The following is a 25,652-nucleotide window of genomic DNA, read 5'->3' as shown; positions in this document are numbered from 1 at the left end:
CCTTTTGAGTTTCCGAATAATATATGACAATGATTATTTGTCCGTGTCAAACCTGCTTGTATTTTAATAGATTGGAGAAATACGTTTGAAAGGGCGTGATTTCTGTTGTCACAATCGAATATTCCAAATATTACGCCAACCATTTCGGTGACAAGGGAAGATTCCATTAATTTGCTCCTTTCGTCCATAGCACTTGAGGAGATGGGCCTGAGCCATATTCTCAATGCCGAGGGTGAGAAAATCCAATATGCTCTTGGAACTTTGCCTGGTGTAATCTCTCCCAATACATCAATTAGTGAAATTTTAGAAGTTAATAAAAGCGTTAGGGCCACCCTTGGGGATATCACTAAGACTGAGTGGCTCCTGCAGAACAAGTTGGACTCCGTGCTGAAAACGCCAATAACTATCGGACCTACTGGGCCTACGGGTGTAACGGGGAATCCAGGAACCACTGGTGAAATTGGTGTTACCGGCAATACGGGTAATACAGGATCTACCGGTGTTACTGGCGCTACTGGCATTACGGGTTCTACTGGAGCCACTGGTGAATCTGGCACTCATGGGGATACAGGTGCTACAGGACCAACTGGCGCTACTGGGCCAACTGGTTCTTTTGCTACTGGAGATTTTTTATTCCAAGTCATAGGTGATTCTGGCTCAGCACCAATGGGTCAAGGAGATAATCTCATATTTACATCTAATACATTATCGATTGAGGTTACTCCTGGGTCTGCTATCGTAAGAATTGAATCTGATGTGACTACTGGGGCCACAGGGGCGACAGGTAGTACTGGTGCAAATGGGGTTACCGGCGCTACAGGGATCGCGGGTGACACGGGCACTCCAGGCGCTACAGGTTCTACCGGGGCTACTGGAGCTACAGGTGAATCTGGCGTTCCTGGCGATACAGGTTCCACGGGGGCGACAGGACTGTCTGCCTATGATGTGTATCTTGCTGATGGTGGTACAGGTACTACTTCCGACTTCATCGATAGCTTGAAGGGGGACACTGGCGCTACTGGAACTACTGGCGCCACAGGGGTTACTGGCGCTGTTGGACTTACCGGTTCTACTGGAGCGACTGGGCTTTCGGCTTACGATGTGTACATTGCTAATGGAGGAACGGGCACTACCTCAGATTTCATCGAAAGCTTGAAGGGCGACACCGGGGCAACTGGAACTGGAACTACTGGCGCCACGGGGGTTACTGGCGCTGCTGGACTTACCGGTTCCACTGGGGCCACTGGACTTTCGGCTTATGAGGTATACCTTGCTAATGGAGGTACAGGCACTACTTCAGATTTCATCGAGAGCTTGAAGGGCGATACTGGGGCTACAGGAGTTATGGGAGTCACTGGGACTACTGGAATTACAGGCGCCACGGGGGTTACTGGCGATGCTGGTCTTACCGGTTCTACTGGAGCGACTGGGCTTTCGGCTTATGATGTGTACCTTGCTAATGGAGGTACTGGTTCTACTTCCGATTTCATCGAGAGTTTGAAGGGCGATACTGGGGCTACAGGGGTTACTGGCGCAGTTGGACTTACCGGTTCCACCGGAGCGACTGGGCTTTCGGCTTATGATGTGTACCTTGCCAATGGAGGTACAGGCACTACTTCCGATTTCATCGAGAGTTTGAAGGGTGCTACTGGGGCTACAGGCGCCACGGGGGGTACTGGCGATGCTGGATTTACCGGTTCCACTGGAGCGACTGGGCTTTCGGCTTATGATGTGTACCTTGCTAATGGAGGTACGGGCTCTACTTCAGATTTCATCGAGAGTTTGAAGGGCGACACCGGGGCTACAGGAACTACAGGTGCCACGGGGGTTACTGGCGATGCTGGATTTAACGGTTCCACTGGAGCGACTGGGCTTTCGGCTTATGATGTGTACCTTGCTAATGGAGGTACGGGTTCTACTTCCGATTTCATCGAGAGTTTGAAGGGCGACACTGGGGCTACAGGAGTTATGGGAGTCACTGGGACTACTGGAATTACAGGCGCCACGGGGGTTACTGGCGATGCTGGTCATACCGGTTCTACTGGAGCGACTGGGCTTTCTGCCTACGAAGTATACCTGGCTAATGGAGGTACTGGGACCACTTCTGACTTCATTAACAGCTTGAAAGGTGACACTGGTGCTACAGGCGACATCGGAGCTACTGGTGACACTGGAACCACAGGCGTCACTGGAGCCACAGGCGTCACTGGAGCCACAGGCGTCACTGGAGCCACAGGCGTCACTGGAGCCACAGGCGTCACTGGAGCCACAGGCGTCACTGGAGCCACAGGCGTCACTGGAGCCACAGGCGTCACTGGAGCCACAGGCGTCACTGGAGCCACAGGCGTCACTGGAGCCACAGGCGTCACTGGAGCCACAGGCGTCACCGGACCTACGGGTGACACTGGCGCTACGGGCGACACTGGAGCCACAGGCGTCACTGGAGCCACAGGCGTCACTGGAGCCACAGGCGTCACTGGAGCCACAGGCGTCACCGGACCTACGGGTGACACTGGCGCTACGGGCGACACTGGAGCCACAGGCGTCACTGGAGCCACAGGCGTCACTGGAGCCACAGGCGTCACTGGAGCCACAGGCGTCACCGGACCTACGGGTGACACTGGCGCTACGGGCGACACTGGATCTACCGGAGACACTGGAGCCACGGGCGAAACCGGAGCTACTGGTGACACCGGAGCTACGGGCGACACTGGATCTACCGGAGACACTGGCGCTACGGGCGACACTGGCGCTACGGGCGACACTGGCGCTACGGGCGACACTGGCGCTACGGGCGCTACGGGCGAAACCGGAGCTACTGGTGACACCGGAGCTACGGGCGACACTGGCGCTACGGGCGACACTGGCGCTACGGGCGACACTGGCGCTACCGGAGACACTGGAGCCACGGGCGACACGGGCGACACGGGCGACACTGGCGCTACGGGCGACACTGGCGCTACGGGCGACACCGGAGCTACTGGCGACACCGGAGCTACTGGCGACACCGGAGCTACTGGCGACACTGGCGCTACGGGCAACATCGGCGCCACTGGCGACACCGGAGCTACTGGCAACACCGGACCTACTGGCGATACCGGAGTTATGGGTAATACTGGTGCGACTGGCAACACCGGACCTACGGGCGACACTGGCACTACTGGCGTCACTGGAGCTACAGGCGACACTGGTGCCACGGGCGACACTGGACCTACTGGCGTCACCGGAGCTACGGGCGACACTGGCGCTACGGGCAACATCGGCGACACTGGCGACACCGGAGCTACAGGCAACACCGGACCTACTGGCAACACCGGACCTACTGGCGAAACCGGACCTACTGGCGTCACTGGTGCTACGGGTGATACCGGACCTACTGGCGACACTGGTGCCACGGGCGATACTGGACCTGCAGGTGATACCGGAGCTACGGGTAATACTGGTGCGACTGGCAACAACGGATCTACGGGTGACACTGGTGCTACGGGCGACATCGGAGCTACTGGCGACATCGGAGCTACTGGCGACACCGGACCTACTGGCGACACTGGAGCTACAGGCGACACCGGAGCTACTGGCGACACCGGAGCTACTGGCGACACCGGAGCTACTGGCGACACTGGCGCTACGGGCAACATCGGCGCCACTGGCGACACCGGAGCTACTGGCAACACCGGAGCTACAGGCAACACCGGACCTACTGGCGACACTGGCGCTACGGGCGACACTGGCGCTACGGGCGACACTGGTGCCACGGGCGACACTGGACCTACTGGCGTCACTGGACCTACTGGCGTCACTGGACCTACTGGCGAAACCGGACCTACTGGCGACACCGGAGCTACGGGCGACACTGGTGCTACGGGTGATACCGGAGCTACAGGCGACACTGGTGCCACGGGCGATACTGGACCTACAGGTGATACTGGACCTACAGGTGATACTGGACCTACAGGTGATACTGGACCTACAGGTGATACCGGAGCTACGGGTAATACTGGAGCGACTGGCAACACCGGACCTACGGGTGACACTGGTGCTACGGGCAACATCGGCACCACGGGCGACACCGGAGCTACTGGCGACACCGGAGCTACTGGCAACACCGGAGCTACTGGCAACACCGGACCTACTGGCGACACCGGACCTACTGGCGTCACTGGTGCTACGGGTGATACCGGAGCTACTGGCGTCACTGGACCTACTGGCGACACCGGACCTACTGGCGTCACCGGAGCTGCAGGCAACACCGGAGCTACAGGCAACACCGGACCTACTGGCGACACCGGACCTACTGGCGACACTGGTGCCACGGGCGATACTGGACCTACAGGTGATACTGGACCTACAGGTGATACCGGAGCTACAGGCAACACCGGACCTACTGGCGTCACTGGTGCTACGGGTGATACCGGAGCTACGGGCGACACTGGTGCCACGGGCGACACTGGTGCCACGGGCGATACTGGACCTACAGGTGATACCGGAGCTACGGGCAACATCGGCGCCACTGGCGACACCGGAGCTACAGGCAACACCGGACCTACTGGCGATACCGGAGCTACGGGTGACGCTGGCGCTACGGGCGACACCGGACCTACTGGCGTCACTGGACCTACTGGCGACACTGGTGCCACGGGCGACACTGGACCTACTGGCGACACCGGACCTACTGGCGTCACCGGTGCTACGGGCGACACTGGAGCCACGGGCGACATCGGAGCAACAGGCGACACCGGACCTACTGGCGATACCGGAGCCACGGGCGTCACTGGTGCAATAGGCGTCACCGGTGCTACTGGAGCTACTGGAGCTACTGGCATCACTGGTCCTACTGGCATCACTGGACCTACTGGCATCACTGGACCTACTGGCATCACTGGACCTACCGGCGTCACTGGTGCCACGGGCATCACTGGACCTACTGGCGACACTGGTGCCACAGGCATCACTGGACCTACCGGCGTCACTGGTGCCACGGGCATCACTGGACCTACTGGCATCACTGGTGCCACGGGTATCACTGGACCTACTGGCATCACTGGTGCCACGGGCATCACTGGACCTACCGGCGTCACTGGTGCCACGGGCATCACTGGACCTACTGGCATCACTGGTGCCACAGGCATCACTGGACCTACTGGCATCACTGGTGCCACGGGCATCACTGGACCTACTGGCATCACTGGTGCCACGGGCATCACTGGACCTACTGGCATCACTGGACAAACGGGTGTCACTGGTTCGAAGGGCGAAATTGGAGCCACCGGTATTACTGGACCTACTGGCGCAACAGGTATTACTGGAGCCACCGGCATCACTGGTCCTATGGGCATCACTGGACATACGGGTGTCACTGGCGCAAAAGGTGAAATTGGAGTTACTGGCATCACTGGGGCTACGGGGGCTACGGGGGCTACGGGAGCCACGGGCGTCACCGGAGCCGCGGGCATTACTGGACCTACCGGACCTAACTTTGCAATAAACGGATTTTCAGCTCAACAAACTGCCTTTTCTACCAGCGTATCTACACAGCTGGGTAATTGGACAACTACAAGTCCTTATTACAACGGAACTGGTTTTAACGCCACAACAGGTAATTATACGGTCCCAGTTACTGGAAGATATTCTTTAAAAGCAGTAATTAGTTATTCAACGACTGCAGCAATCTCTGTTGCTCTAGGAGGAGGAATAAATCCTTCATTTGCCATTCAAAGAACTTCAGCACTCCCAACAGTTCTGGTATCAGGACTATTTCCTGTCTTAAATGTTAGTATTGCATTAATATTAACTTTAAGAACAATACTGGGAAATGGTACGGTCACATTGACCGCTGACGTATCATTAAACGCAGGAGATGTTATCGGCCTATTCTATGTTTCGGATGGATTAACTGTTGGTCTCCAGCTCGGAGGGCCATCAACAGCCGGAACCGTATGGTCAGTGTATGAACTAACCTAAAATCTAGATTTTTCTCTTATAACTTTGTGCCCTAAAGCGCAATTATACCTTAGCTTAAACAGTGTAGATCGAGTACATTCGATCATATACCTTACACTGTTTAGCTAAGGTTTTTTATAGCCAAACATATGTAAGATTTTATTCTCAAACTATCATTTCATCAAATTAAATGGTAATAGTTTGATAGGATTCAAAAGCTATTTCCATCATAAATTATTGTCCACCGGGCCAGGGAATAGGCATACTCTCCTTGTACTAAATATGTACTTCGATTCTGTCACTTTCCTACCACTTCCCTCATAAACTACTGTAATCCACATGATAAGGAGGGATTTTATTGTCACAAGCCAATATTCCTAATATTACTCCTACCATTACTTTAACTAGAGATGATGCAATTAATCTAATCTTGGCATCTATCGCAATGGAGGAATTGGGACTCAGTCATATAATTAATGCCGAAGGTGAAAAGCTTCAATATGTATTAGGTACTTTGCCAGGCGTCACCCCTCCTTCAGCTACACTCGACGATATCCTAAGGGTAAATTCAAGTGTTCGAGATACTCTGCGAACCGTTGCAAAGAAGGAGTTTATTCTTGTCGATAAATTAGATACTGTAGTTCGAGCTATTAAGAAGTAATTCTAGAAGTATGCATAATTAACATAACTATCAAAATAAAAAGCAGTAAGTAACCAATAATCTGGAAACTTGCTGCTTTTTATTTGTTGTGATTTTTTTAAGAGATAGCCTCATCATACAATTGAATCAACTCATCAAATGAAGAGATCAAAGCATCAGCTCCGACTAATTCCGTATCCGCACCGAAACCCGCATATGCACAACCAATAACGCTCTGACCATTCTGCTTCCCTGCCTCCACATCAGATGAGCGGTCTCCGACCATCCATGCGTTGTTCACTCCATGGTTATTTAGCAACAACTTGACCAAGTCAACTTTAGTACTTGTTTTATGTTCTCCTGCGCTATAGACACCTTCAAAAAAAGATATTATTTCATGAGTTTCGGCAACATCTTTCACATATAGCTCCAGCCCATTACTAGCAACAAATAAACGTACCCCCCGCTCTCTTAATTGAGCTAGCGTATCCTCTACCTTCGGATATAACTCCGTAACATACTCTTTCAATCCCTCGTGCTCAAGTTGAAGTAATAGTTCGTCCGCACGGCGGTGAACGATTTCATCATGATTTGGAAGTACCTTTTTCCAGATTTGATCCAGCAACATACCCAGACAGCTTAAAATGATCTCCTCTGGTGGCGTTTCCCCTGAATATAAACCTTCTGCTCGTAACTGATCAAAAACCCGATGATAGACGGGAATAAGCAGCGTTTCAGTCTTAAATAATGTGCCATCCATATCAAAAATGATAGCTTCAGGTTTCTTTAGTTTCCTTTTCTCCATCTCGGCATCCCTTCTAAAGCTGTATTTATAGCCCCATAATATGCTAAAAAATATAGCTTGTATACCCCTGTATATGGGATACAAAATCTATAAATATATTAACAAGAAATATATATGTACCAGCCAACGTACAATCAAACTCTCTTTTCTAGGAATAAGATATTCCTGTACCACAGTCTTATGCAAAGAAAGGAGCCGTTCAATGTCACAAGCTAATATCCCTAACATCACACCAGATATTACAATTACAAGAGAAGATGCCATCAATCTGATACTATCTTCAGTTGCTCTCGAGGAATTAGGTTTAAGTCATGTGATTAATGCAGAAGGAGAAAAATTGCAATATGTATTAGGAACGCTTCCTGGCTTAACTGGTCCTCCAGCAACGATTGACGATCTGTTGGCCGTTAATGAGAGTGTACGGTCTACCCTTGACTCTACAGCGAGAACTCAGTTCCTTCTTCAATCAAAAATGGAATCAGCACTTAACGCAACAGTGCTGTCTGGTCCGACTGGACCTACGGGCCCCACTGGAACATCAGGTGGAGTAACTGGGCCGACCGGGCCGACCGGGCCGACTGGGCCCACTGGAGCAACTGGACCAACAGGTACTTTGGCACCCGGGGAATTTTTATTTAATGTTATAGGTGATTCTGGATCAGCACCTATGAATCAAGGAGATAACCTCATCTTTACATCTGAAACTTTATCAATAGTGGTCACCCCCGGTTCTGCTATTGTACAAATTGAATCAGAAGTGACTACTGGACCTACGGGGGCTACTGGCGCGAACGGCGCTACCGGGGCGACTGGATCCAGTGGTGCTACGGGCGCGACTGGTCTCTCAGCTTATGAAGTTTACCTTGCCAATGGAGGCACTGGTACTACTTCTGATTTCCTCAATGGTTTGATTGGCGCTACGGGCGCGACTGGTAACACCGGGACGACTGGATCCAGTGGTGCTACGGGCGCGACTGGTCTCTCAGCTTATGAAGTTTACCTTGCTAACGGAGGTACTGGTACCACTTCTGATTTCCTCAATGGTTTGAAAGGTGCTACGGGCAACACTGGTGATACCGGGGTAACTGGACCTACTGGTGACACTGGCGCTATGGGCGACACTGGACCTACTGGTGATATTGGGGCAACTGGATCTACTGGTGCGACTGGTCTCTCAGCTTATGAAGTTTACCTTGCTAATGGAGGAACCGGTACCACTTCCGATTTCCTCGATGGTTTGATTGGAGCTACGGGTAACACTGGGGCGACTGGCGACACTGGTCCTACGGGCGACACTGGTCCTACGGGTGACACTGGCGCTACGGGCGACACTGGTGTTACTGGTGATACTGGTGCTACGGGTGACACTGGACCTACTGGCGACACTGGCGACACTGGTGCTACTGGCGACACTGGTGCTACTGGCGTCACTGGTGCTACTGGCGACACTGGTGCTACTGGCGTCACTGGTGCTACTGGCGACACTGGACCTACCGGCGACACTGGTGCTACTGGCGACACTGGACCTACTGGCGACACTGGACCTACGGGCGACACTGGTGCTACGGGTGACACTGGACCTACCGGTGACACTGGACCTACCGGTGACACTGGACCTACCGGTGACACTGGACCTACCGGTGACACTGGACCTACCGGTGACACTGGACCTACCGGTGACACTGGACCTACCGGTGACACTGGACCTACCGGTGACACTGGACCTACCGGTGACACTGGACCTACCGGTGACACTGGACCTACCGGTGACACTGGACCTACCGGTGACACTGGACCTACGGGCGACACTGGTGCTACTGGTGACACTGGACCTACCGGTGACACTGGACCTACCGGTGACACTGGACCTACCGGTGACACTGGACCTACGGGCGACACTGGTGCTACTGGTGATACTGGCGCTACGGGCGACACTGGCGCTACGGGTGACACTGGCGCTACGGGCGACACTGGTGCTACGGGCGACGCTGGACCTACTGGCGACACTGGCGCTACGGGCGACGCTGGACCTACTGGCGACACTGGCGCTACGGGCGACACTGGCGCTACGGGCGACTCTGGACCTACTGGCGACACTGGTGCTACTGGTGATACTGGCGCTACGGGCGACACTGGTGCTACAGGCGACACCGGCGCCACGGGTGACACTGGACCTACGGGTGACACTGGACCTACGGGTGACACTGGACCTACGGGCGTCACTGGAGCTACTGGTGACACTGGTGCCACGGGTATTACTGGTGTCACTGGGGCTACTGGCGACACTGGACCTACTGGTGATACTGGACCTACTGGTGATACTGGACCTACTGGTGATACTGGACCTACTGGCGACACTGGTGCTACAGGCGACACTGGACCTACTGGCGACACTGGTGCTACTGGCGACACTGGACCTACTGGCGACACTGGTGCTACTGGTGCTACTGGTGACACTGGCGACACTGGTGCTACGGGCGACACTGGACCTACTGGCGACACTGGACCTACTGGCGACACTGGACCTACGGGTGACACTGGCGCTACTGGCGACACTGGACCTACTGGCGACACTGGTGCTACAGGCGACACTGGGCCTACTGGTGATACTGGACCTACTGGCGACACTGGTGCTACAGGCGACACCGGCGCCACGGGTGACACTGGACCTACGGGTGACACTGGACCTACGGGTGACACTGGACCTACGGGTGACACTGGACCTACGGGCGTCACTGGAGCTACTGGTGACACTGGTGCCACGGGTATTACTGGTGTCACGGGTGTGACCGGTGCTACTGGTGACACTGGTACCACGGGTGTTACTGGTGCTATAGGTGATACTGGTGCCACGGGTGTTACTGGCGCTACGGGTGACACTGGTGCCACGGGTGTTACTGGCGCTACGGGTGACACTGGTGCCACGGGTGTTACTGGCGCTACGGGTGACACTGGAGCTACTGGAGCCACTGGAGCTACTGGAGCCACTGGAGCCACTGGAGCTACTGGAGTTACTGGAGTTACTGGAGTTACCGGGGTTACAGGATCCGGTGCAATTATTCCATTCGCATCTGGATTACCTGTCTCTGTAGTTTCCCTTGTTGGAAACGTCGCAAGTACCGGAGGTATCGTGGGATTCGGTAACTCAGCCACCGGTGTCTCACTTGCTGGAGGAACGATTGATTTGACAGGCGGCGCAACTGTGCTCCTGAATATGGCATTTACAGTTCCACGGGACGGAACGATCACATCGATTGCTGCATTTTTCAGTGTCGCTGCAGCAGTTACCCTACTAAGCCCAGGCATAGTATCAGCCGAGTTATATAGCTCCACAACACCTAATAATACGTTCACCGCAATTCCGGCGAGCAAACTAAACTTACCTGCACTTCCAGGAGCCCTCCTATCACTTGGAACTTCGGTTAATGCTATTGCAACCGGACTTTCAATACCTGTAACCGCACAAACTAGACTCATATTGGCATTCTCGATATCTTCTTCTTTAGTTGCTACTGTAGTCGGCTACGCAAGTGGTGGAATCACCATCAGCTAAACGGTAAAAAAACAAGCAGAGCCCCAATGGGACATTCTGCTTGTTTTTTCTTTGTCATTATCGTATAACCTTCTAATCCTAAGCTTTGTCAGCACCGTTCAAACGGTACCCACCATGGAAAACAGGTCCAACATATTCATTAAATTGATATCCTGCACGGATTGCTTCTGTTACAAAATCTTTGGCTTTAGCCACAGCTTCGCGCACGCTTAGTCCATTCGCTAAACCACCAGTTATAGCGGCAGCAAAGGTACAACCTGCACCATGGTTATGTGCTGGCTCAATTTTTGTAGTTTCATAAATAATAAACTCAGTACCATCATAAAACAGATCGATAGCCTTTTCTCCATCTAAGGCTTTTCCGCCTTTAATGACTACGTTCGCTGCGCCTAGTTCATGGATTTTCTTCGCAGCTTGTTTCATGTCTTCAATAGAAGAGAGCTTACCTAGACCTGATAATACACCCGCTTCAAAAAGATTAGGTGTCGTTACAGTAGCAAGAGGTAGTAATAAATCACGAAGCGCATCCGCACTATCGGGATTCAAAACTTCGTCTTCCCCTTTACAAACCATAACAGGGTCAATGACAACATTTTTTTGTTGATTAGCTAAAATCGTTGACTCCACCACTTTTATGATGTCTACGCTGCCTAACATCCCAGTTTTCATAGCGTCCACTGGACCGCCAGCTAAAATCGTCTTCAATTGTTCAGCTACAAGCGTTGCATCCATAGGATAGACCTTATGGTGCCAACCATTATCCGGATCCATAGTTACAATTGTTGTAAGGGCACTGAATCCATAAGTTCCATATTCCTGAAAGGTTTTCAAATCAGCTTGAATACCTGCTCCACCACTAGAATCACTACCCGCAACGGTTAACGTTTTTCGTACACTCATCAAAATAATTCTCCTTATATTTTGAATTCAATTCCTAAAAACACTTGCCTTATTATATCAGAAAGTTGAATTATATTGGCAATAAATAATAATTTATATTCCATTTGCCCGTAAATACAAGGATAATTTACCAGCCTATAGAGTATGTCAGGTGGAATTGATAACTTGTGGGGATTTAATAAGTTAGTTGATGACCCATGAAGTTTCATTATTCATTCTGAAGTTCCTTTGATCTCATTGGAAGAGTCTACTGCTGCGCCTTCGCCCTGAATTCACCAGGAGAGATGCCCTCTAGCTCTCTAAAAACACGAGCGAACTGCTTGCTGTTCTCGAATCCAACCGTCTCCGAAACCTCAGCAAGCTTGTAGTGGGTTGTAGTCAGTAACTCTTTGGCGTGACGAATTCGCACTTTTTTTAAATATAAGACAAAGCTTTCACCAATATTGGCCTTAAATGCCTCACTGAAATAGGAATAACTCAGTGACACATGATTGCTAACCATTGCCATATTAATAGGTCGTTGATAATTGGCTTCAATATAAGCTAGCGCTTCCTTCATATCTGCATGTTCGGTGTGAGCCGAACGTACCCCTATAATATAATCGTTCACAGAGATGAGCAAATGCTCCAGTGCACGGTAATAATCATGAAAATGGCGGAAATTATACATACTACCTACTTGACGGTACAGCTTCAACACTTCTACAGATGATTCTCCATGAACACGGAATACCTCATCTAATACCCTTTCGTTGATGCCTCGGCCCACTACTTCTAGATATGATAGATCCAGGAGTTTCAAATGCTCTATCTGAAAAATAACAGCTAGCAGGTTCTTCATTTCCTTTTCCCGTTCTGTACCCAACATATTTAGCAACTTGCGAATTTCCTCATCTGGAGATGGGAAGCAAAGACGTCCCTGTTTCAAATCATCATAATCTATAAGATTAGCACGAGAATACAGAATACTATACTGTAATGCCCTGCAGGCTTCCTTATAGCAGCCACGGATATCATTCATTGTGTTGCCTTCGCTACTGATCCCTATGAGTAAACCAGTTAATTCCTTAAATTCAGCACGATGTGCTAACTCAGTGAAACATTGCTTATTTCTACCAAACAACACCAACTTCCCATCCCAGTCCGTAATAACTTCTGTAAATTTCTTCTCTAGTGGTCCCACAAGTCGTTCGGCAATTACCCTTAACTCACCCGATTTCATTCGCTTTCCATCGTTGTAATGATAATTCAGCACACCTATAGTAAAAGGTACGACGAAACCCTTCAACTCATCCTCATGCTCGGACTCCAGTTGTACTTCTTCCTGTATTAACAGGCTCTGTATCCGGCTAGAGCGAAGTTTCTGGAGAAAAGCTTCCATTTCCTGCTCTGTCTTGCGGATACTAGAGTCTCGTTCCATCATTTCCTGATTAATTTGCTCCAAAATCTTGAACAGTTCGTCCCGGCGAATGGGCTTGAGTAGATACTCTTTAACACGGTAACGAATTGCGCTTTTTGCATATTGGAAATCATCATAGCCACTTAGTATCACAATTTCAGGTCTATTTTCAACACTCGTATCCAAAGATAACTGCTCTAAAAGCTCCATTCCATCCATTACTGGCATACGGATATCAGTAATAATAATATCAGCTGGTTCACTCCGGAATAGCTTCAGTGCTTCGGCTCCGTTGCCAGCGAGTAAGATGTTATATGTCGAAGGATAATTCCGCTCGATCATTACTTTGAGACCATTACGAATATTTTTCTCATCATCTACGATTAGCAGTTTCATCATGATTGTTTGTCTCCCGTTAATAGTACTTTCGGCAAAATCATGGACACTGTTGTCCCTATCCCAATCTCACTTTCTAGCTTGAGACCATATTCTTCTCCGTAAAATAACTGCAATCGCTGGCATACATTCCGCAATCCAATTCCCCCTGCTCGAACGACACCACCCCGCGGTCCATTTAATTCGGAGCTAAGCCGAATCTTGGAATAAATAGCTTCGCCTAGAGCAGACAATGTCTGTGGTTCAATGCCCATCCCATTGTCACAGATCGAAACGTAGATATCACCTTCGGTTTCCGAAATATCAATTTGGATGATTCGGTCCTCTAGTTCATCCTCCACCCCCTTCCAAGCATGCTTGACGCTATTCTCCACAATAGGTTGCAGTGACATCTTCAGCACCTCCAGTTCCAAGTAACACATCTCAACATGAATCACTAGTTTAATAGGATGCTCGAACCGAATATTCATCACTTCAATGTAGTTCTCTATATGGCGGATTTCATCGCGAAGCTTCACATACTCACTGGACCATTTGAAATTATATCGCATCATCCCTCCGAGCGAAGTCAATGCATCCGAAATCGCTTGCTGATTCTCGATTTCAGCGAGCATTTTAATATTTTCCAAAGTATTATATAGAAAATGAGTGTCGATTTGATTATGTAACGTACGAAGTTCGGCTTCTTTTGACAGAACTTGCTTCTGAACAGCTTGAGCTACGAGAGTATTTATCGTGTTCATCAATTTAGAGAAATGATGAGCTAGCTCACCGACTTCCCCTCCACCTCGTATCGTAATTCCGTTATATGCTTCACCCCTGCGTACCTTCTTCATAGCTTCTGTCAACCGACGTAAATTTTTTAGGATAAATGCATTTAATACATAGGCAATCACGGTAACTAGGAAAATAAACCCGACATTAGCCCCGATAATTAAGTTGCGTGTACGGGAGATTTCCTTTATTACACCGTCCATCGATACTACATTCACTAGAAAAGCATCAACTCGATCTATCGGTGTATTAATAAGAAGAAAGGACTTGCCATTCTCCGAATATTGAATATCCCATTCCCCGCTCTTGCGATATAACTGTAAACGTTCCGCAATAGCATGTGCCATGTCTCTATTATCCTGCAGAAATGAATCATTTGAACGCGTAAACAGCTGCATCTCCGCATCGACAAGAAACATTTGAGATTGACTATTCTGTAAATTAGAGTACGTCTTGGGTGTAAAACGTTCCAGCAGCATATCGACCTGAATCATCCCAATATGATTATTCGTCGGTCTACTCATTTCGAGCAGTAGAGAAACTTTCGGAGCAAGCTTCGGGGTCTGCTCAACATATCGCATCATAGGATCAGGGTCATTTCTCATAAAAGACCACGATTCTTCTCCTTTTATCTCCTTCGCCTTCTGGTACCATGGCTCTGAGGATACACGATTCTCACGGAAAAAAATCGGCCAAATCTCATGGATATTGCTTTTCGAATACAATCGTAAATGTTCAATGTTAGGATTGATGTACTGAATGCGCGTCATATTTATAAAGACCTCAGTATTAAACTTAACCAACTCCCCAAGGTCCGGCTCTGTAGTATTTGCGAGATAATCCCGTACTTCCGGGTCGTTATAAGCCACTTGAGCTGCCGCAGCCATTGATTCAACCTGAGTATTAATGTACAACTTTTCCATTTGCAACAAATTGTTATTCTTATCGACTGCGTTCCGAATGTACGTATTATTAATAGCCCTGTACGAAAAAACGGACACCATTAAGCAGGGCCCCAGAATAATGAAAATATAAGCGGCGATTAGACGGCTCTGAAGTGAGCGGCGCCCCCACCAATAAGTGAACGAATCCCATATAGCAGCTGTACGCTTACCCGGTTTCACGCTGTATTGTCCACCTCGCTGAACATCATTTTGACAATAGCCCAAAAGCCCGCGGGTAGCGGGCTTTTGGGAAATCTATTTATTCCATACCAAGCTTCTTCTTATTTTTCTCGTATTGAACTTGTTGGTACGAGAAGAACTTGTCGATACCCAATTCATTTTGTTTGTTGATATACTCAGTCCAAATTTTATCGAACTCCGCATCGGAAGAAGCCATTAGCAGCTTCGGAAAGCTTTTACCGCGTAACTCTTTAACTTTAGCGCCTATGATACCTTCAGGAGAGTTGCCTAAAGGGTCTATTTGGTCGAACTCCGAGTTACTGTACGCTTTTCCTTTCGTCCAATCTTCGAGTTGTTTGTATGGTTCTACCGCTTTAGGAGCCCATTGATTGGTGATATTTGTATTCTGTAGCATCCAGAAGGTAAAAGAGGAGCCGTATTGCTTATCGAATGCCGAGCGGTCTTTATTCATCAAATCAAATACTTCTGGCTTGAATTGGTCCTTGCCATCAATAGTATCATAGCTGACACCTTTTTCACCCAGGAATAGGTCTTTATTCCCCTCTTCGCTGTTCAGGTAACTAAGGAACTTGATAGCACGCGCTTTATCTTTCACCGCTTTGGAGATCAGGGTTACTGTCCAACCAGAAATACCAGGGCCGTTCAGGCGCGGTGCGTCTAAGTTCGTATTGGCTGGTCCATCTACAGCAATATAAACTTTATTCGGATCTTTCTGATGCAATGTGCCGAGCTGTGCTGCAAAGTCAGTCCGTTGATACAGCATAGCGAAATACCGGCCTTGTGTAATCTTTTCTTCCATTTGTGGACGTTTGTCAATAAAAATATCTTTGGCAAGCAGTCCATCCTGATTAGCCTGCCGGAGCGTCTTCATCCAGCGAATATATTCTGGATCTGTCTCACGGTTATACAGCTTGCCGTCTTTCTCACGTGGGATCGCTAGGTAGTTCTGAATATAACCTTCCAACGAATCGTTACCGGTTGCAGTAAATTCATGCAGACCCAGTGGAATGATCGGTTGACCATCGATCTCTGGGAATTTCTCCTTCGCTGCCTTCAGTGCGTTTAGGAATCCTTCTGGAGTACGCATATCCGGACTACCGATAGCTTCATAAATATCCTTACGAACAACGAAGGTTTGGTTCGATACATATTCATCTCCATATGTCTTGTAGTCAGCTGGAGAAGATGAGGAGTTAGGATAGCCATAAACATTACCATCATCTTGAGTATACCATCCCAGCTTGTCAGCATCGGATACTTTGAAGAAGTATGGATCATATTCTTCAGCTAACTTGTTTAGCGGAAGCACGAGGTCTCCCTCGATCATTTTCTTGACATTATCTTCCCAAAAGCCCAACGTGATGAAATCAGGCAACTTGCCGGAAGCGATCATGGTGTTCAATTTCTCATTCTCATTACCCGCAGGAACGATGAAGTTAATATCAACACCCGTTTTTTTAGTAATATATTGGGAAGTCGGGTCAACACCCCATTTATTAGGGAACCAGGCGAAATTTAGATACCAGTCAAATGTGATCGGCGAGATATCAGCTTTCCAGCCTGGCTCATCTGCCGATGGTGCAGCAGCCGTTGGTTCCGTCGTTGCGGTATTTGCTGTCTTTCCATCGTTCCCCTTTCCTTCGCTTGCCTTGTTATTACCACCCGCACATCCTACTATCGACAGTGTCATAATGACTGCCAATAGCATCAACAGCGTTTTCTTCGGTTTACGGCTTATACCCATACTTCATTACCCCTTTTCTAAGAATATTAAATTTATAAAGTCATAACTCCAGATCCGCTTTATACGGCTGGATGAGTTACCTTGGTCTTCAGAACAACATGTGTTCTAACTCAACCCTTGATTGAACCAATCATCATTCCTTTGACAAAATAACGCTGCAGGAACGGATATACAAATACGATTGGGAGCGTGGTGACCACCATCGTGGCCAGCTTAATCGACTGTGACGTTACCGTTTTGTTAATAGCGCTGCCCTGTACGGCAACCATCATCTGACTCGAACTGGACTGTGCCACAACACGGAACAGATAGGTCTGGATCGGCTGGAGACTCTCATTATTGAAGTAAATCATTCCTGTAAAATAATCATTCCATTGATACACACCATGGAACAGTGCAATGGTTGCTAATACAGGTAAGGATACAGGCAACACAACACGAAGAAAGATGGACCAGTCATGGGCACCGTCAATCCGAGCCGCCTCTTCAAGCCCTTCAGGAATCTCTCTGAAGAAGGTCATGAAGATAATCAGATCGAAAAAGCTGAACAATACTGGGATAATATAGACCATGAAATTCTCCAACAGATGAAGATCACGGATTAGCATGTAAAGTGGAATAAGTCCTCCCCCGAAGAAGAGCGTCACTGTACCTAACAGAATGTAAATTTTGCCGCCGATGAGGCCTTTTCGGGAAAGCGCATAAGCAACCATCGCTGTAAAAAATACATGCGCAACCACACCAATGAGCGTTTTGGCAACGGTAATCAACATCGCCCGCATAATACCGGGACTAGCAAAAACAGCTTCGAAGTTTTCCAAAGTGAACATCCGCGGCCACCAGTAAATATTGCCCAGAATGGCGTCTGTGCCATCATTAAATGCGTTTATCAATATGTACCAGATAGGGTACAGGGTCGCGAAACAGACACATAACATCAAAAGATTGTTGGCTAGATCGAAGAGGGCTTCACCCTTCGTTTTGCGGTTTAAAGCAAACATGTGTAGGTCCTCCTTGGTCTAAAACAACGATGTGTCGTTGAGTTTTTTGGTTGCGAAGTTGGCTATCAGCAGCAAGATCAGAGCGATAACTGATTTGAACAGCCCAATTGCGGCGGAATAAGAGAAGCGGCCCGTAGAAAGACCTGTATAGTACACATAGTAATCAATTACGTTGCTGGCACTGTCATTCAGCGAGTTGCGCAGAACCAAGATCTGGTCAAAGTTGGAGTTCAGTACTCCGCTGACGGCAAGAATAAACAGGATACTTATCGTCGCTTTAATTGCCGGCAAGGTAACATACCACATCTTCTGGAACCTTCCGGCTCCATCAATGGTTGCGGCCTCATACATATCAGGAGATACACCCGCAATCGCTGCCAGATAGATAATGGCTGACCACCCAAGCTCCTTCCAGATATCCGAGGTGATGATGATCGTCCAGAAATACTTGGGCTCGGCCAAATATGAAATCGGTTGATCAACCAAATGAAGCGCCATTAAAATATGGTTGATAATCCCTACATCTGATAGCCATGTCGCTAGAATCCCGCCAAGCACTACCCAAGAGAGAAAATGTGGCAGATACGAAATGGTCTGAATCGTTTTTTTGAATCTAACCGAGCGGATCTCGTTCAGAAATAGTGCAAAAATGATCGGCAACGGAAATCCGATGAACAGCTTAATCAAGCTTATACCTAGTGTGTTTTTCATAACATTTACGAAGTTATCATCATTAAGGAATTCTTTGAAATGTTTAAGTCCAACCCACGGAGCCTCCGCAATCGACTTAACGATGTTGAACTCCTTGAAGGCAATGATAATGCTGTACATTGGAATGTAATTGAAAATAATCATCCAAACTACACCGAGTAGTGCCATGACTTGTAAATGTCGCTGGGCAGCAAACCTTCTCCAAAGAGAAGTGCGGGGGGAGGAATTTACATTCCTAGGTAGCATTGGTGATAAACTTGTCCCCACTTCGGGGCTTCTTTTGTTCTCCATCGTATGGACCCTCCAAGCTCTTTCTGTCTCTTATTAAAGCGCATACATTATCTATACTTTTATTGTAAGGGCTTTCAAGCATGACCGTAAGGCATCATATTTCATATGATAGGTGCCGTTTTTCGGATTTCTCCTCTAAACTCGAAACCGGTTTCGAATTTGTGGGAAAATTGGATCTCATCCCCGTCTAGTATACACTGAATTGATAGGTTTCTCTCTTCGTATTCTACTCAATTCTAACCCTTCTTTGGTGCCATAAAAACCCCCCACCGATCAACAATGAAAAAGAGTTCATTTATCATGAACTCTTTTTCACTGTCTATCATGTGGGGATAATAAAAAAATTATAAAAACTCCACTTTTATTTTCCTGCTCCTAAACCACGTTTAAAAGGAAGAGATCGCCATTTTTCATAACCCCTGATTCAAACGAAGCACATCGATTGGTAAAGTAAAGAATATCTCTCGTAATTCGATCAAGATCTTTTTTCGAATACTGACTTTTAAATCTTAATTTTTGTTAAGAAAATGATAAGTTTCTCTTCACTTATATAATCTTCTTTATTAATAATTGTCCTTTTAAATATAGTTATACCTGATTTGAAAGGAAGAGTTGTTATCATGACTACGATCAAAAAAGAAAGAGTTCCGGAGCTTAATATTATCAGAGCAATTTGCATTCTTGGGGTAATTACCGTCCATGCTACCTCGTATGCGACTGTGCAGTTAACTGATTCCAGTTATTTTGTTCTTTATAATTTTTTTAATATTTTCATGAAATTCGGGACGCCAACTTTTATCGCGATGAGCGCATTTGTGCTCTTCTACAACTACAGTGACCGTCCGGTAAATAGAGAGTTACTCACAGGATTTTACAAAAAAAGATTAATGTACATTCTGCTCCCCTACTTCTTATTCTCGTTGTTTTACTTTTCGATAACTCAGGTAATAGCTGGTGCTGCGCTAAATGTTGAGTTGATCACTAGCTTCATAAATAAGCTGCTCACAGGAAAATCATATACACATCTCTATTTTGTCTTCATCAATGTGCAATTTTATTTGCTGTTTCCTTTACTACTCCTGTTGTTCAAACGATATCCTGGCACAAGAAAATGGGCAATTGTATCAGGAATCGCCATCCAATGGCTATTTATTCTGGGCAACAAATATCATTTCCACGTTACAAGTAGAGGTAGCTGGTGCTTCACTTATTTCTCTTATTACATGTTAGGCGCATGGTTAGGCATGAACTACTCAAAGATCAAGGCTAAAATCATGGACATCACTTTAAAAAATAGCGCGGGGTATAAAGAAAGTGGAATACTAATGCGTGGATTATGGGCAATATGGCTCTGCTCAGGCATTTCTCATTCTATAGTTTGGTACCAAAGTCGACTCTACGGTAGTTCCGTTAACTCCTTGGCATATGATCTACTGTACAGTATTTTCGCTTTCACAAGTCTTCCCGTCCTAATGCATGCTGCAGGTATGTTACTCCGTACACAGAAGTTTTCGTTTCTATGCCAGCAACTAAATCGGCTTGGCTCTCTCTCATTTGGTGTATATCTGATTCATCCGTTTGTTCTACTGCTATACAGGCAGTTATCCCCGGCGATAAGCACAGCTAGTTTGCTTCACCTATGGTACATTGGTGGATTTATTGTGTCATTATATTGCTCGTGGATTGTAGTTGGATTAGCTGCACGTTACTTACCTTATGCGTGGATGATTTTCGGAAATTTACCGAAACTAAAAAAGGAATCCAATGAGCACCGCAGTAATCGTAAGAACATTTCGATATCGTAACCTGATCACAATATTCGAAGGGGCTGGTCATACCAAAATGAAGGTCTGACCAGCCCCGACTCGTGGAATGCTCCAGACCTCAAACGTACGCTAATTGAATTTCTTCATCGGCATAGGCTCAAACAACAGCGCAAAGGGAAGATTGCTACCCGCGGCGGGGCTAATCCAAATGTCGACACTTTCTTCAAGGTCACCGGTCCGATAAAGAACACTTGCGGTACTAGATATATCTTCTTTGCCGGAATGGCCGAAGACTACTACCTTATCGTTCACCAGTGCAGACCCAACAAAAAGTCCACCACGCGGATTAAACAAAATAAGCGTATTTGGAGCGACGTGATTTAATTTCAGCTTATACAACAAGCCATAGTTACCTGAATTCATGGCGTTGCTTCCCTTAATCCCATCCGAGCCCAACTGAAAAGGGTCTTCCCTGTTGTCGGTTAATGAAAGCTTAACCGAACGGGTACCCAGCAGCTCGTTATATTCGAACACGCGCGTGGAATCGGCAAAGGTTCCTCGGACAATGGATTCATTCGGGTCCAAGTAAGGAAGCTTCTGTAGGTCGGTAATCGGATCACGATCGGCTGAAACAAGCAAGGAAGTATAGCGAATCGGTGCATTACTACTTAGGTCACCTGTAAAGGTAATAATTTCTTGGGGCTTCATAGCATGTTTACTGATATCGCTCCATATGACTTGCTTCTCTCCAGGCTGCAATACCAATTTCCGGTTACTCTCACCGGTCAATTTCCCTTCGAAATATCGGCTAAGCGAAACTCTTCCTGCCCATTCGGCATAAGACGTTGGACCAGCCATTCCTTCATTCTTAAACGTTATAATAGCTGGAGTAGTACCCTGATTCTCGGCAAGAATGTAGAGCCTGGCTAGCAGTCCGGTCTTGTTCTTGTGGTGAAGCAGAAATCTGGCGGCTCCCTCAATTGTATCCTGATAAAGAATCCCTTCTGAATTGATCGATTCGGGCCCACTACTACGGAATAGGGTGACAGGTTCCGTCCGGTAGCTATAGGGGATCGCCTCCATTGTTTTGACAGAAAATCCGTCTACAGTCATTTTATTGCCTATCGGCGTAAAGAGCTTGTAGTATTCCTCACTGGTATACAATGTTTCTTCAGTAATCGTAATTTCCTTGCTGAGTACCCCCACAGCCCCATGCTGGTCCGTAACCTCAAGACTCACCATAACTTTGCCGGGCGTGAAAAAAACCTCCTCCTTATTCGACCATATCTTGTTCGTTATGGCATTCTCATCGTCATAGCTTTGGTCCGTGTATATAATCGGTTCACCCATCCGGTACATATCCTTATCCGTAAAAAAGCTGGCAATCGGAGGATCGTTAGGTTTAACTGCTTCCAGATTCAGTGTAAAAGGATTACTCCAGACTCCTTCCGAATCCTGTACAGAGTAACTGACGGAATATACGCCCGGCTGATCGAATAGCTCTTCCTTCCCCTCCCACCGTTCATCGACAATATTCAGCCCTAGCGGAGAATGAGATTTCGTCTCATAGGTTACGACTGTCTCACCTGCAATAATTTCACCCATTTGCACATTAAATGAAGCAATCGGCTTGGTGGAGTGCTCCAGCGTAATGCTCTTGTTCCCCACGGTATAAGGAATTTTCAATCCCTGAGTGAGCGAGATCAAAGGCACCAGCAGGACATTGTGGTCTGTATAAGAGGCCGTCTTCATCTGGTAAGTCGTTCCGTTCAGACTATAGCTTTTGCTGTTGTTTATGTATCTCAACTCCGAACCATCAAGCTGAATGATGGTCTCCTTGGTCTTGGAATTACTCGTCACTATCGCCCCTAGACGCTCCGCAATAAATCGGAGTCCTACATAGGTTGTCCCGTTCTTGACGATCGCAGGACGCGGCGATTGATACATCTTACCATCCTGTTCCACCTTGTTACTGTTCATATAAAAAATAATCCGACTCCCATTCGACTTTTCCAACGAATCTTTACTTTCTTGCATTGCTGATGCTACAGCAGCCTCAGCAGCAGGAATAACCCCAGCCAATTGACTAATGATTAACATCGCAGCCAATCCTGTCGTTATTTTCCCCATATCTTTCAAATCCTCCACATCTCCTCATGTAACTCAGATAGGTTATAACTATTAATGATTAATCACGATACCCTTAATCTAAATTCTCCTTTCCGCCGTCTGTAGCGAGTGATCGGCAGTTGCTTGTCTTCCCCTATACTCAAGTTGCTCCTGCTCAAGCAGGGCTATCTTTTGCGTTAATACAATGAACCGTGCGGTCATCGAAGATAAAGCAATAGTTAAATGAAGCAGAATGAACAGAACACTGACCAGTCCCAGTAGATAGAGTAGGGAAGGTGCATAAGAGACACCGATTACCTTTGCTGTGCGGTCAATAAGAGATGGGAACAAGGACAGCATCATCATAATACCTGTGAGTATAATCCAGAGAATAGCATATTGCTCCCGTAATTTTCCGGTGCGAATCAAGTATAGTATGGTGCTCAGAAACAGCAAACTAACTAGAAAGCTGAAGATGAAAATATCAACTTTCATAGCCAACATCCCATTTCTTTTTCTTCTTGGTTCTTGTAATCAGAACAGCCAGAATGACCTTGATCATGTAATAGACAGACCCTAGGGGACGGATGCTTGAGCAACCCGTTACCCGCTCACGCATGATCACGGGAACTTCCCCGAAGGTGCAACCGTTATTGTCAAGCTGAACTAGTGCCTCTACTTCCGGATAATCGACCGGATACTCCTGTGCGAACAGCGCTATAGCTCGCTGTCCGCAGATACGATAGCCGGAGGTAGGATCAGTCACTTTTCGGTGAAGCAACCAGGTCAGCAGTCCTGCCAGCAAATCAATGCCGATTCTGCGGAGAAAAGTCGATTGAAAACCCTCCTTTTTCATGAAGCGGGAGCCAACAATCATATCTGTACTTCCGCTTCGCAATTCTTCCAGCATCCGGTCGAAGTCACACGGATTATGCTGCCCGTCTCCATCCAACTGGGCGGCATACCGATATCCATGTTTATGTGCATATTGATAGCCGGTCTGAACCGCACCTCCAATGCCCAAATTACAGCTCAGGTTGACGACAAGCACTCCTTCCTTGGCTGCTTCATCCCCAGTTGAATCGTTCGATCCATCATTGATGACCAGAATATCCGCGTAGGGAATCTGCACACGAACATTGTCAATAACATGGCGGATACCTTCTGCTTCGTTGTAGGCTGGAATGATAATAAGTACTTCTTGTCTCATATTAGAACTCCTTTCCAACAAATGATTGACCTTTGGTTGCTCGTCGTCGGGCCATATAATCTACGGCAGTGGCGGCGAGCAGGCTACCGAGGATTATAAACAGCGGCATAGCCGTAAAGTTGTAACGGTATTCGGGCACAAAGGCTAGTCTGGTGATGCTGATGACAACAAGCAGGACAACAAGCAGAACGGAAGGACGTCGCCATCTGCGTAGCAAGGCGATGGCTACGAGCAATCCCGCACCAATAATTCCCCTATGATACATCGTTCCGTACGGGATAACAGCATAGTACGGCGAATGCCCTGACCCGAAGAACATTCGCGAATAGATATATCGGGTCTTGCCAACCGTATACCATTTGACAAAGGTCCAAGTATGTTCTGTAAACCCAACTTCCAAGCGTTCTTTAGCCACTTCCATCTGGGTCTTGCCTCTCCGGTCGACCATACCGTCTTCATAATTTTTATCCGGATAGGTGCCGGCTACGAACGGATTAACCTGTGTAGAAGCCAACACGAATTCGTGCAAGGTGACGATGTTCCGTATAATCCAGGGAGAGAGCACTATGAAAGCCCCAAGCATGGACAACAACAGCAACTTCAGCACCCGAACCGCTTTACCTCGCCATAGCCAGAAGAACGCATAGGAGGCCAAGATTAAGATAAGAAATTCCGGACGAGTAAGCACCAGAATTCCAAATACCGCTCCCGCTAACAGAGCAGACAACGCCGTCTTTTTCTCAAAAACTATGAGCTGCAGATACACGTACAGCATAAATAACATGGCGGCCAGCGGCTCGGTTAGTATAGCTCCGTTTGCCCATATGAAGGGCGGATACACAGCCATGACCCCTGTTGCAAAGATTCCTGCCCAATGCCCGCCCAGCTTCCGTCCTGTCAAGTAAACCAACCATAGGGTAACCATGCTGAACAACACTTGAAGGTATCTAATGAAGGGAAACGGATCATGGTTTTTATAATCGGCCAGTATATATACCCCTGCCATTAGCAGCGGATACCCTGGTGTTACCTGTGCATTCGGCTCTTCACTTTTGTAGGCGTACACGCCCTTTTCCAGTAGTTGTCTGACCATAATGTCATAATTAACGCTGTCATGGGGCATGTGATGCGTTACCGATTTCACAAAATCAATACGGATATAAAAAGCAACTACAGAGATGAAAATACATAATACAATTTTCGGGTTAGTCAAGCGTCTTAACCATTGGCTATGATCAGTAAACATGGATGCTCTCCGAACTCCTCTC

The 25,652-nt window shown here is 47.8% G+C and carries 15 protein-coding genes; 4 read left to right on the top strand and 11 right to left on the bottom strand.

Features of this window, described 5'->3' with window-relative positions:
* The first annotated feature begins 105 nt into the window (after positions 1–105).
* Together NST85_RS09190 and NST85_RS09185 are read left to right on the top strand one after the other, a co-directional pair.
* Entirely contained in the window at positions 106–5,961 is a 5,856-nt protein-coding gene (locus NST85_RS09190; RefSeq protein ID WP_341189125.1) for a beta strand repeat-containing protein, read from the top strand.
* A gap of 337 nt (positions 5,962–6,298) precedes the next feature.
* Positions 6,299–6,601, top strand: coding sequence for a hypothetical protein (locus NST85_RS09185; protein ID WP_127192565.1), 303 nt, complete (start codon positions 6,299–6,301; stop codon positions 6,599–6,601).
* A 97-nt stretch (positions 6,602–6,698) separates the two neighbouring features.
* Here NST85_RS09185 and NST85_RS09180 read toward each other — a convergent pair whose 3' ends face one another.
* Positions 6,699–7,385, bottom strand: a complete 687-nt coding sequence (locus NST85_RS09180) for an HAD family hydrolase (RefSeq protein ID WP_127192564.1) — start codon at positions 7,383–7,385, stop codon at positions 6,699–6,701.
* Positions 7,386–7,587: 202 nt separating this feature from the next.
* On the opposite strand from NST85_RS09180, the gene NST85_RS09175 reads away from it, so the two are divergent.
* Positions 7,588–10,938 carry an exosporium glycoprotein BclB-related protein gene (locus tag NST85_RS09175; RefSeq protein WP_341189124.1) on the top strand — a complete coding sequence of 1,117 codons (3,351 nt, stop codon included), beginning with the start codon at positions 7,588–7,590 and terminating at the stop codon, positions 10,936–10,938.
* Positions 10,939–11,016: 78 nt separating this feature from the next.
* Here the strand turns inward: NST85_RS09175 and pdxK are convergent, their stop codons facing one another.
* The 6 genes from pdxK to NST85_RS09145 all read right to left on the bottom strand — a co-directional run bounded on the left by pdxK (position 11,017) and on the right by NST85_RS09145 (position 19,254).
* Positions 11,017–11,838, bottom strand: coding sequence for a pyridoxine/pyridoxal/pyridoxamine kinase (gene pdxK, locus NST85_RS09170; protein ID WP_211350103.1), 822 nt, complete (start codon positions 11,836–11,838; stop codon positions 11,017–11,019).
* Between the two features lie 247 nt (positions 11,839–12,085).
* Entirely contained in the window at positions 12,086–13,636 is a 1,551-nt protein-coding gene (locus NST85_RS09165; RefSeq protein ID WP_341189123.1) for a response regulator, read from the bottom strand.
* Positions 13,633–15,531 (bottom strand): cache domain-containing sensor histidine kinase, encoded by a 1,899-nt coding sequence (locus tag NST85_RS09160; RefSeq protein WP_341189122.1) that lies wholly within the window; start codon positions 15,529–15,531, stop codon positions 13,633–13,635. Before NST85_RS09160 ends, NST85_RS09165 begins: the two co-directional genes overlap by 4 nt.
* A 79-nt stretch (positions 15,532–15,610) precedes the next feature.
* Positions 15,611–17,296 carry an extracellular solute-binding protein gene (locus NST85_RS09155; RefSeq protein WP_127192559.1) on the bottom strand — a complete coding sequence of 562 codons (1,686 nt, stop codon included), beginning with the start codon at positions 17,294–17,296 and terminating at the stop codon, positions 15,611–15,613.
* A 110-nt stretch (positions 17,297–17,406) separates the two neighbouring features.
* Positions 17,407–18,297 (bottom strand): carbohydrate ABC transporter permease, encoded by an 891-nt coding sequence (locus tag NST85_RS09150; protein ID WP_341189121.1) that lies wholly within the window; start codon positions 18,295–18,297, stop codon positions 17,407–17,409.
* A gap of 18 nt (positions 18,298–18,315) precedes the next feature.
* Complete coding sequence (locus NST85_RS09145; protein WP_246054131.1) at positions 18,316–19,254, bottom strand: ABC transporter permease; 939 nt, start codon at positions 19,252–19,254, stop codon at positions 18,316–18,318.
* Positions 19,255–19,919: 665 nt separating this feature from the next.
* On the opposite strand from NST85_RS09145, the gene NST85_RS09140 reads away from it, so the two are divergent.
* Positions 19,920–21,104, top strand: coding sequence for an acyltransferase (locus NST85_RS09140; RefSeq protein ID WP_341189120.1), 1,185 nt, complete (start codon positions 19,920–19,922; stop codon positions 21,102–21,104).
* 90 nt (positions 21,105–21,194) lie between these two features.
* Here NST85_RS09140 and NST85_RS09135 read toward each other — a convergent pair whose 3' ends face one another.
* The 4 genes from NST85_RS09135 to NST85_RS09120 form a co-directional block, all read right to left on the bottom strand.
* On the bottom strand, positions 21,195–23,195 hold the full coding sequence (locus NST85_RS09135) for a copper amine oxidase N-terminal domain-containing protein (RefSeq protein ID WP_341189119.1): 2,001 nt from the start codon (positions 23,193–23,195) through the stop codon (positions 21,195–21,197).
* Positions 23,196–23,273: 78 nt separating this feature from the next.
* Complete coding sequence (locus tag NST85_RS09130) at positions 23,274–23,669, bottom strand: DUF2304 domain-containing protein (RefSeq protein WP_127192554.1); 396 nt, start codon at positions 23,667–23,669, stop codon at positions 23,274–23,276.
* Complete coding sequence (locus tag NST85_RS09125; protein ID WP_341189118.1) at positions 23,659–24,384, bottom strand: glycosyltransferase family 2 protein; 726 nt, start codon at positions 24,382–24,384, stop codon at positions 23,659–23,661. Before NST85_RS09125 ends, NST85_RS09130 begins: the two co-directional genes overlap by 11 nt.
* A gap of 1 nt (position 24,385) precedes the next feature.
* Entirely contained in the window at positions 24,386–25,630 is a 1,245-nt protein-coding gene (locus NST85_RS09120) for an ArnT family glycosyltransferase (protein ID WP_127192553.1), read from the bottom strand.
* Positions 25,631–25,652 lie beyond the last annotated feature (22 nt).

The sequence above is a fragment of the Paenibacillus sp. FSL K6-2524 genome (genome assembly GCF_038005525.1).
Classification (GTDB): Bacteria; Bacillota; Bacilli; order Paenibacillales; family Paenibacillaceae; genus Fontibacillus; species Fontibacillus anaericanus.
This window is presented reverse-complemented; position numbering and strand designations above follow the sequence as displayed.

Bases quoted from the DNA above. Each gene is read 5' to 3' on its own strand.
- NST85_RS09180 (WP_127192564.1), bottom strand. From the start codon at position 7,385: ATGGAGAAAAGGAAACTAAAGAAACCTGAAGCTATCATTTTTGATATG.
- NST85_RS09175 (WP_341189124.1), top strand. From the start codon at position 7,588: ATGTCACAAGCTAATATCCCTAACATCACACCAGATATTACAATTACA.
- pdxK (WP_211350103.1), bottom strand. From the start codon at position 11,838: ATGAGTGTACGAAAAACGTTAACCGTTGCGGGTAGTGATTCTAGTGGT.
- NST85_RS09165 (WP_341189123.1), bottom strand. From the start codon at position 13,636: ATGATGAAACTGCTAATCGTAGATGATGAGAAAAATATTCGTAATGGT.
- NST85_RS09155 (WP_127192559.1), bottom strand. From the start codon at position 17,296: ATGGGTATAAGCCGTAAACCGAAGAAAACGCTGTTGATGCTATTGGCA.
- NST85_RS09150 (WP_341189121.1), bottom strand. From the start codon at position 18,297: ATGTTTGCTTTAAACCGCAAAACGAAGGGTGAAGCCCTCTTCGATCTA.
- NST85_RS09145 (WP_246054131.1), bottom strand. From the start codon at position 19,254: ATGCTACCTAGGAATGTAAATTCCTCCCCCCGCACTTCTCTTTGGAGA.
- NST85_RS09140 (WP_341189120.1), top strand. From the start codon at position 19,920: ATGACTACGATCAAAAAAGAAAGAGTTCCGGAGCTTAATATTATCAGA.
- NST85_RS09135 (WP_341189119.1), bottom strand. From the start codon at position 23,195: ATGGGGAAAATAACGACAGGATTGGCTGCGATGTTAATCATTAGTCAA.
- NST85_RS09130 (WP_127192554.1), bottom strand. From the start codon at position 23,669: ATGAAAGTTGATATTTTCATCTTCAGCTTTCTAGTTAGTTTGCTGTTT.
- NST85_RS09125 (WP_341189118.1), bottom strand. From the start codon at position 24,384: ATGAGACAAGAAGTACTTATTATCATTCCAGCCTACAACGAAGCAGAA.
- NST85_RS09120 (WP_127192553.1), bottom strand. From the start codon at position 25,630: ATGTTTACTGATCATAGCCAATGGTTAAGACGCTTGACTAACCCGAAA.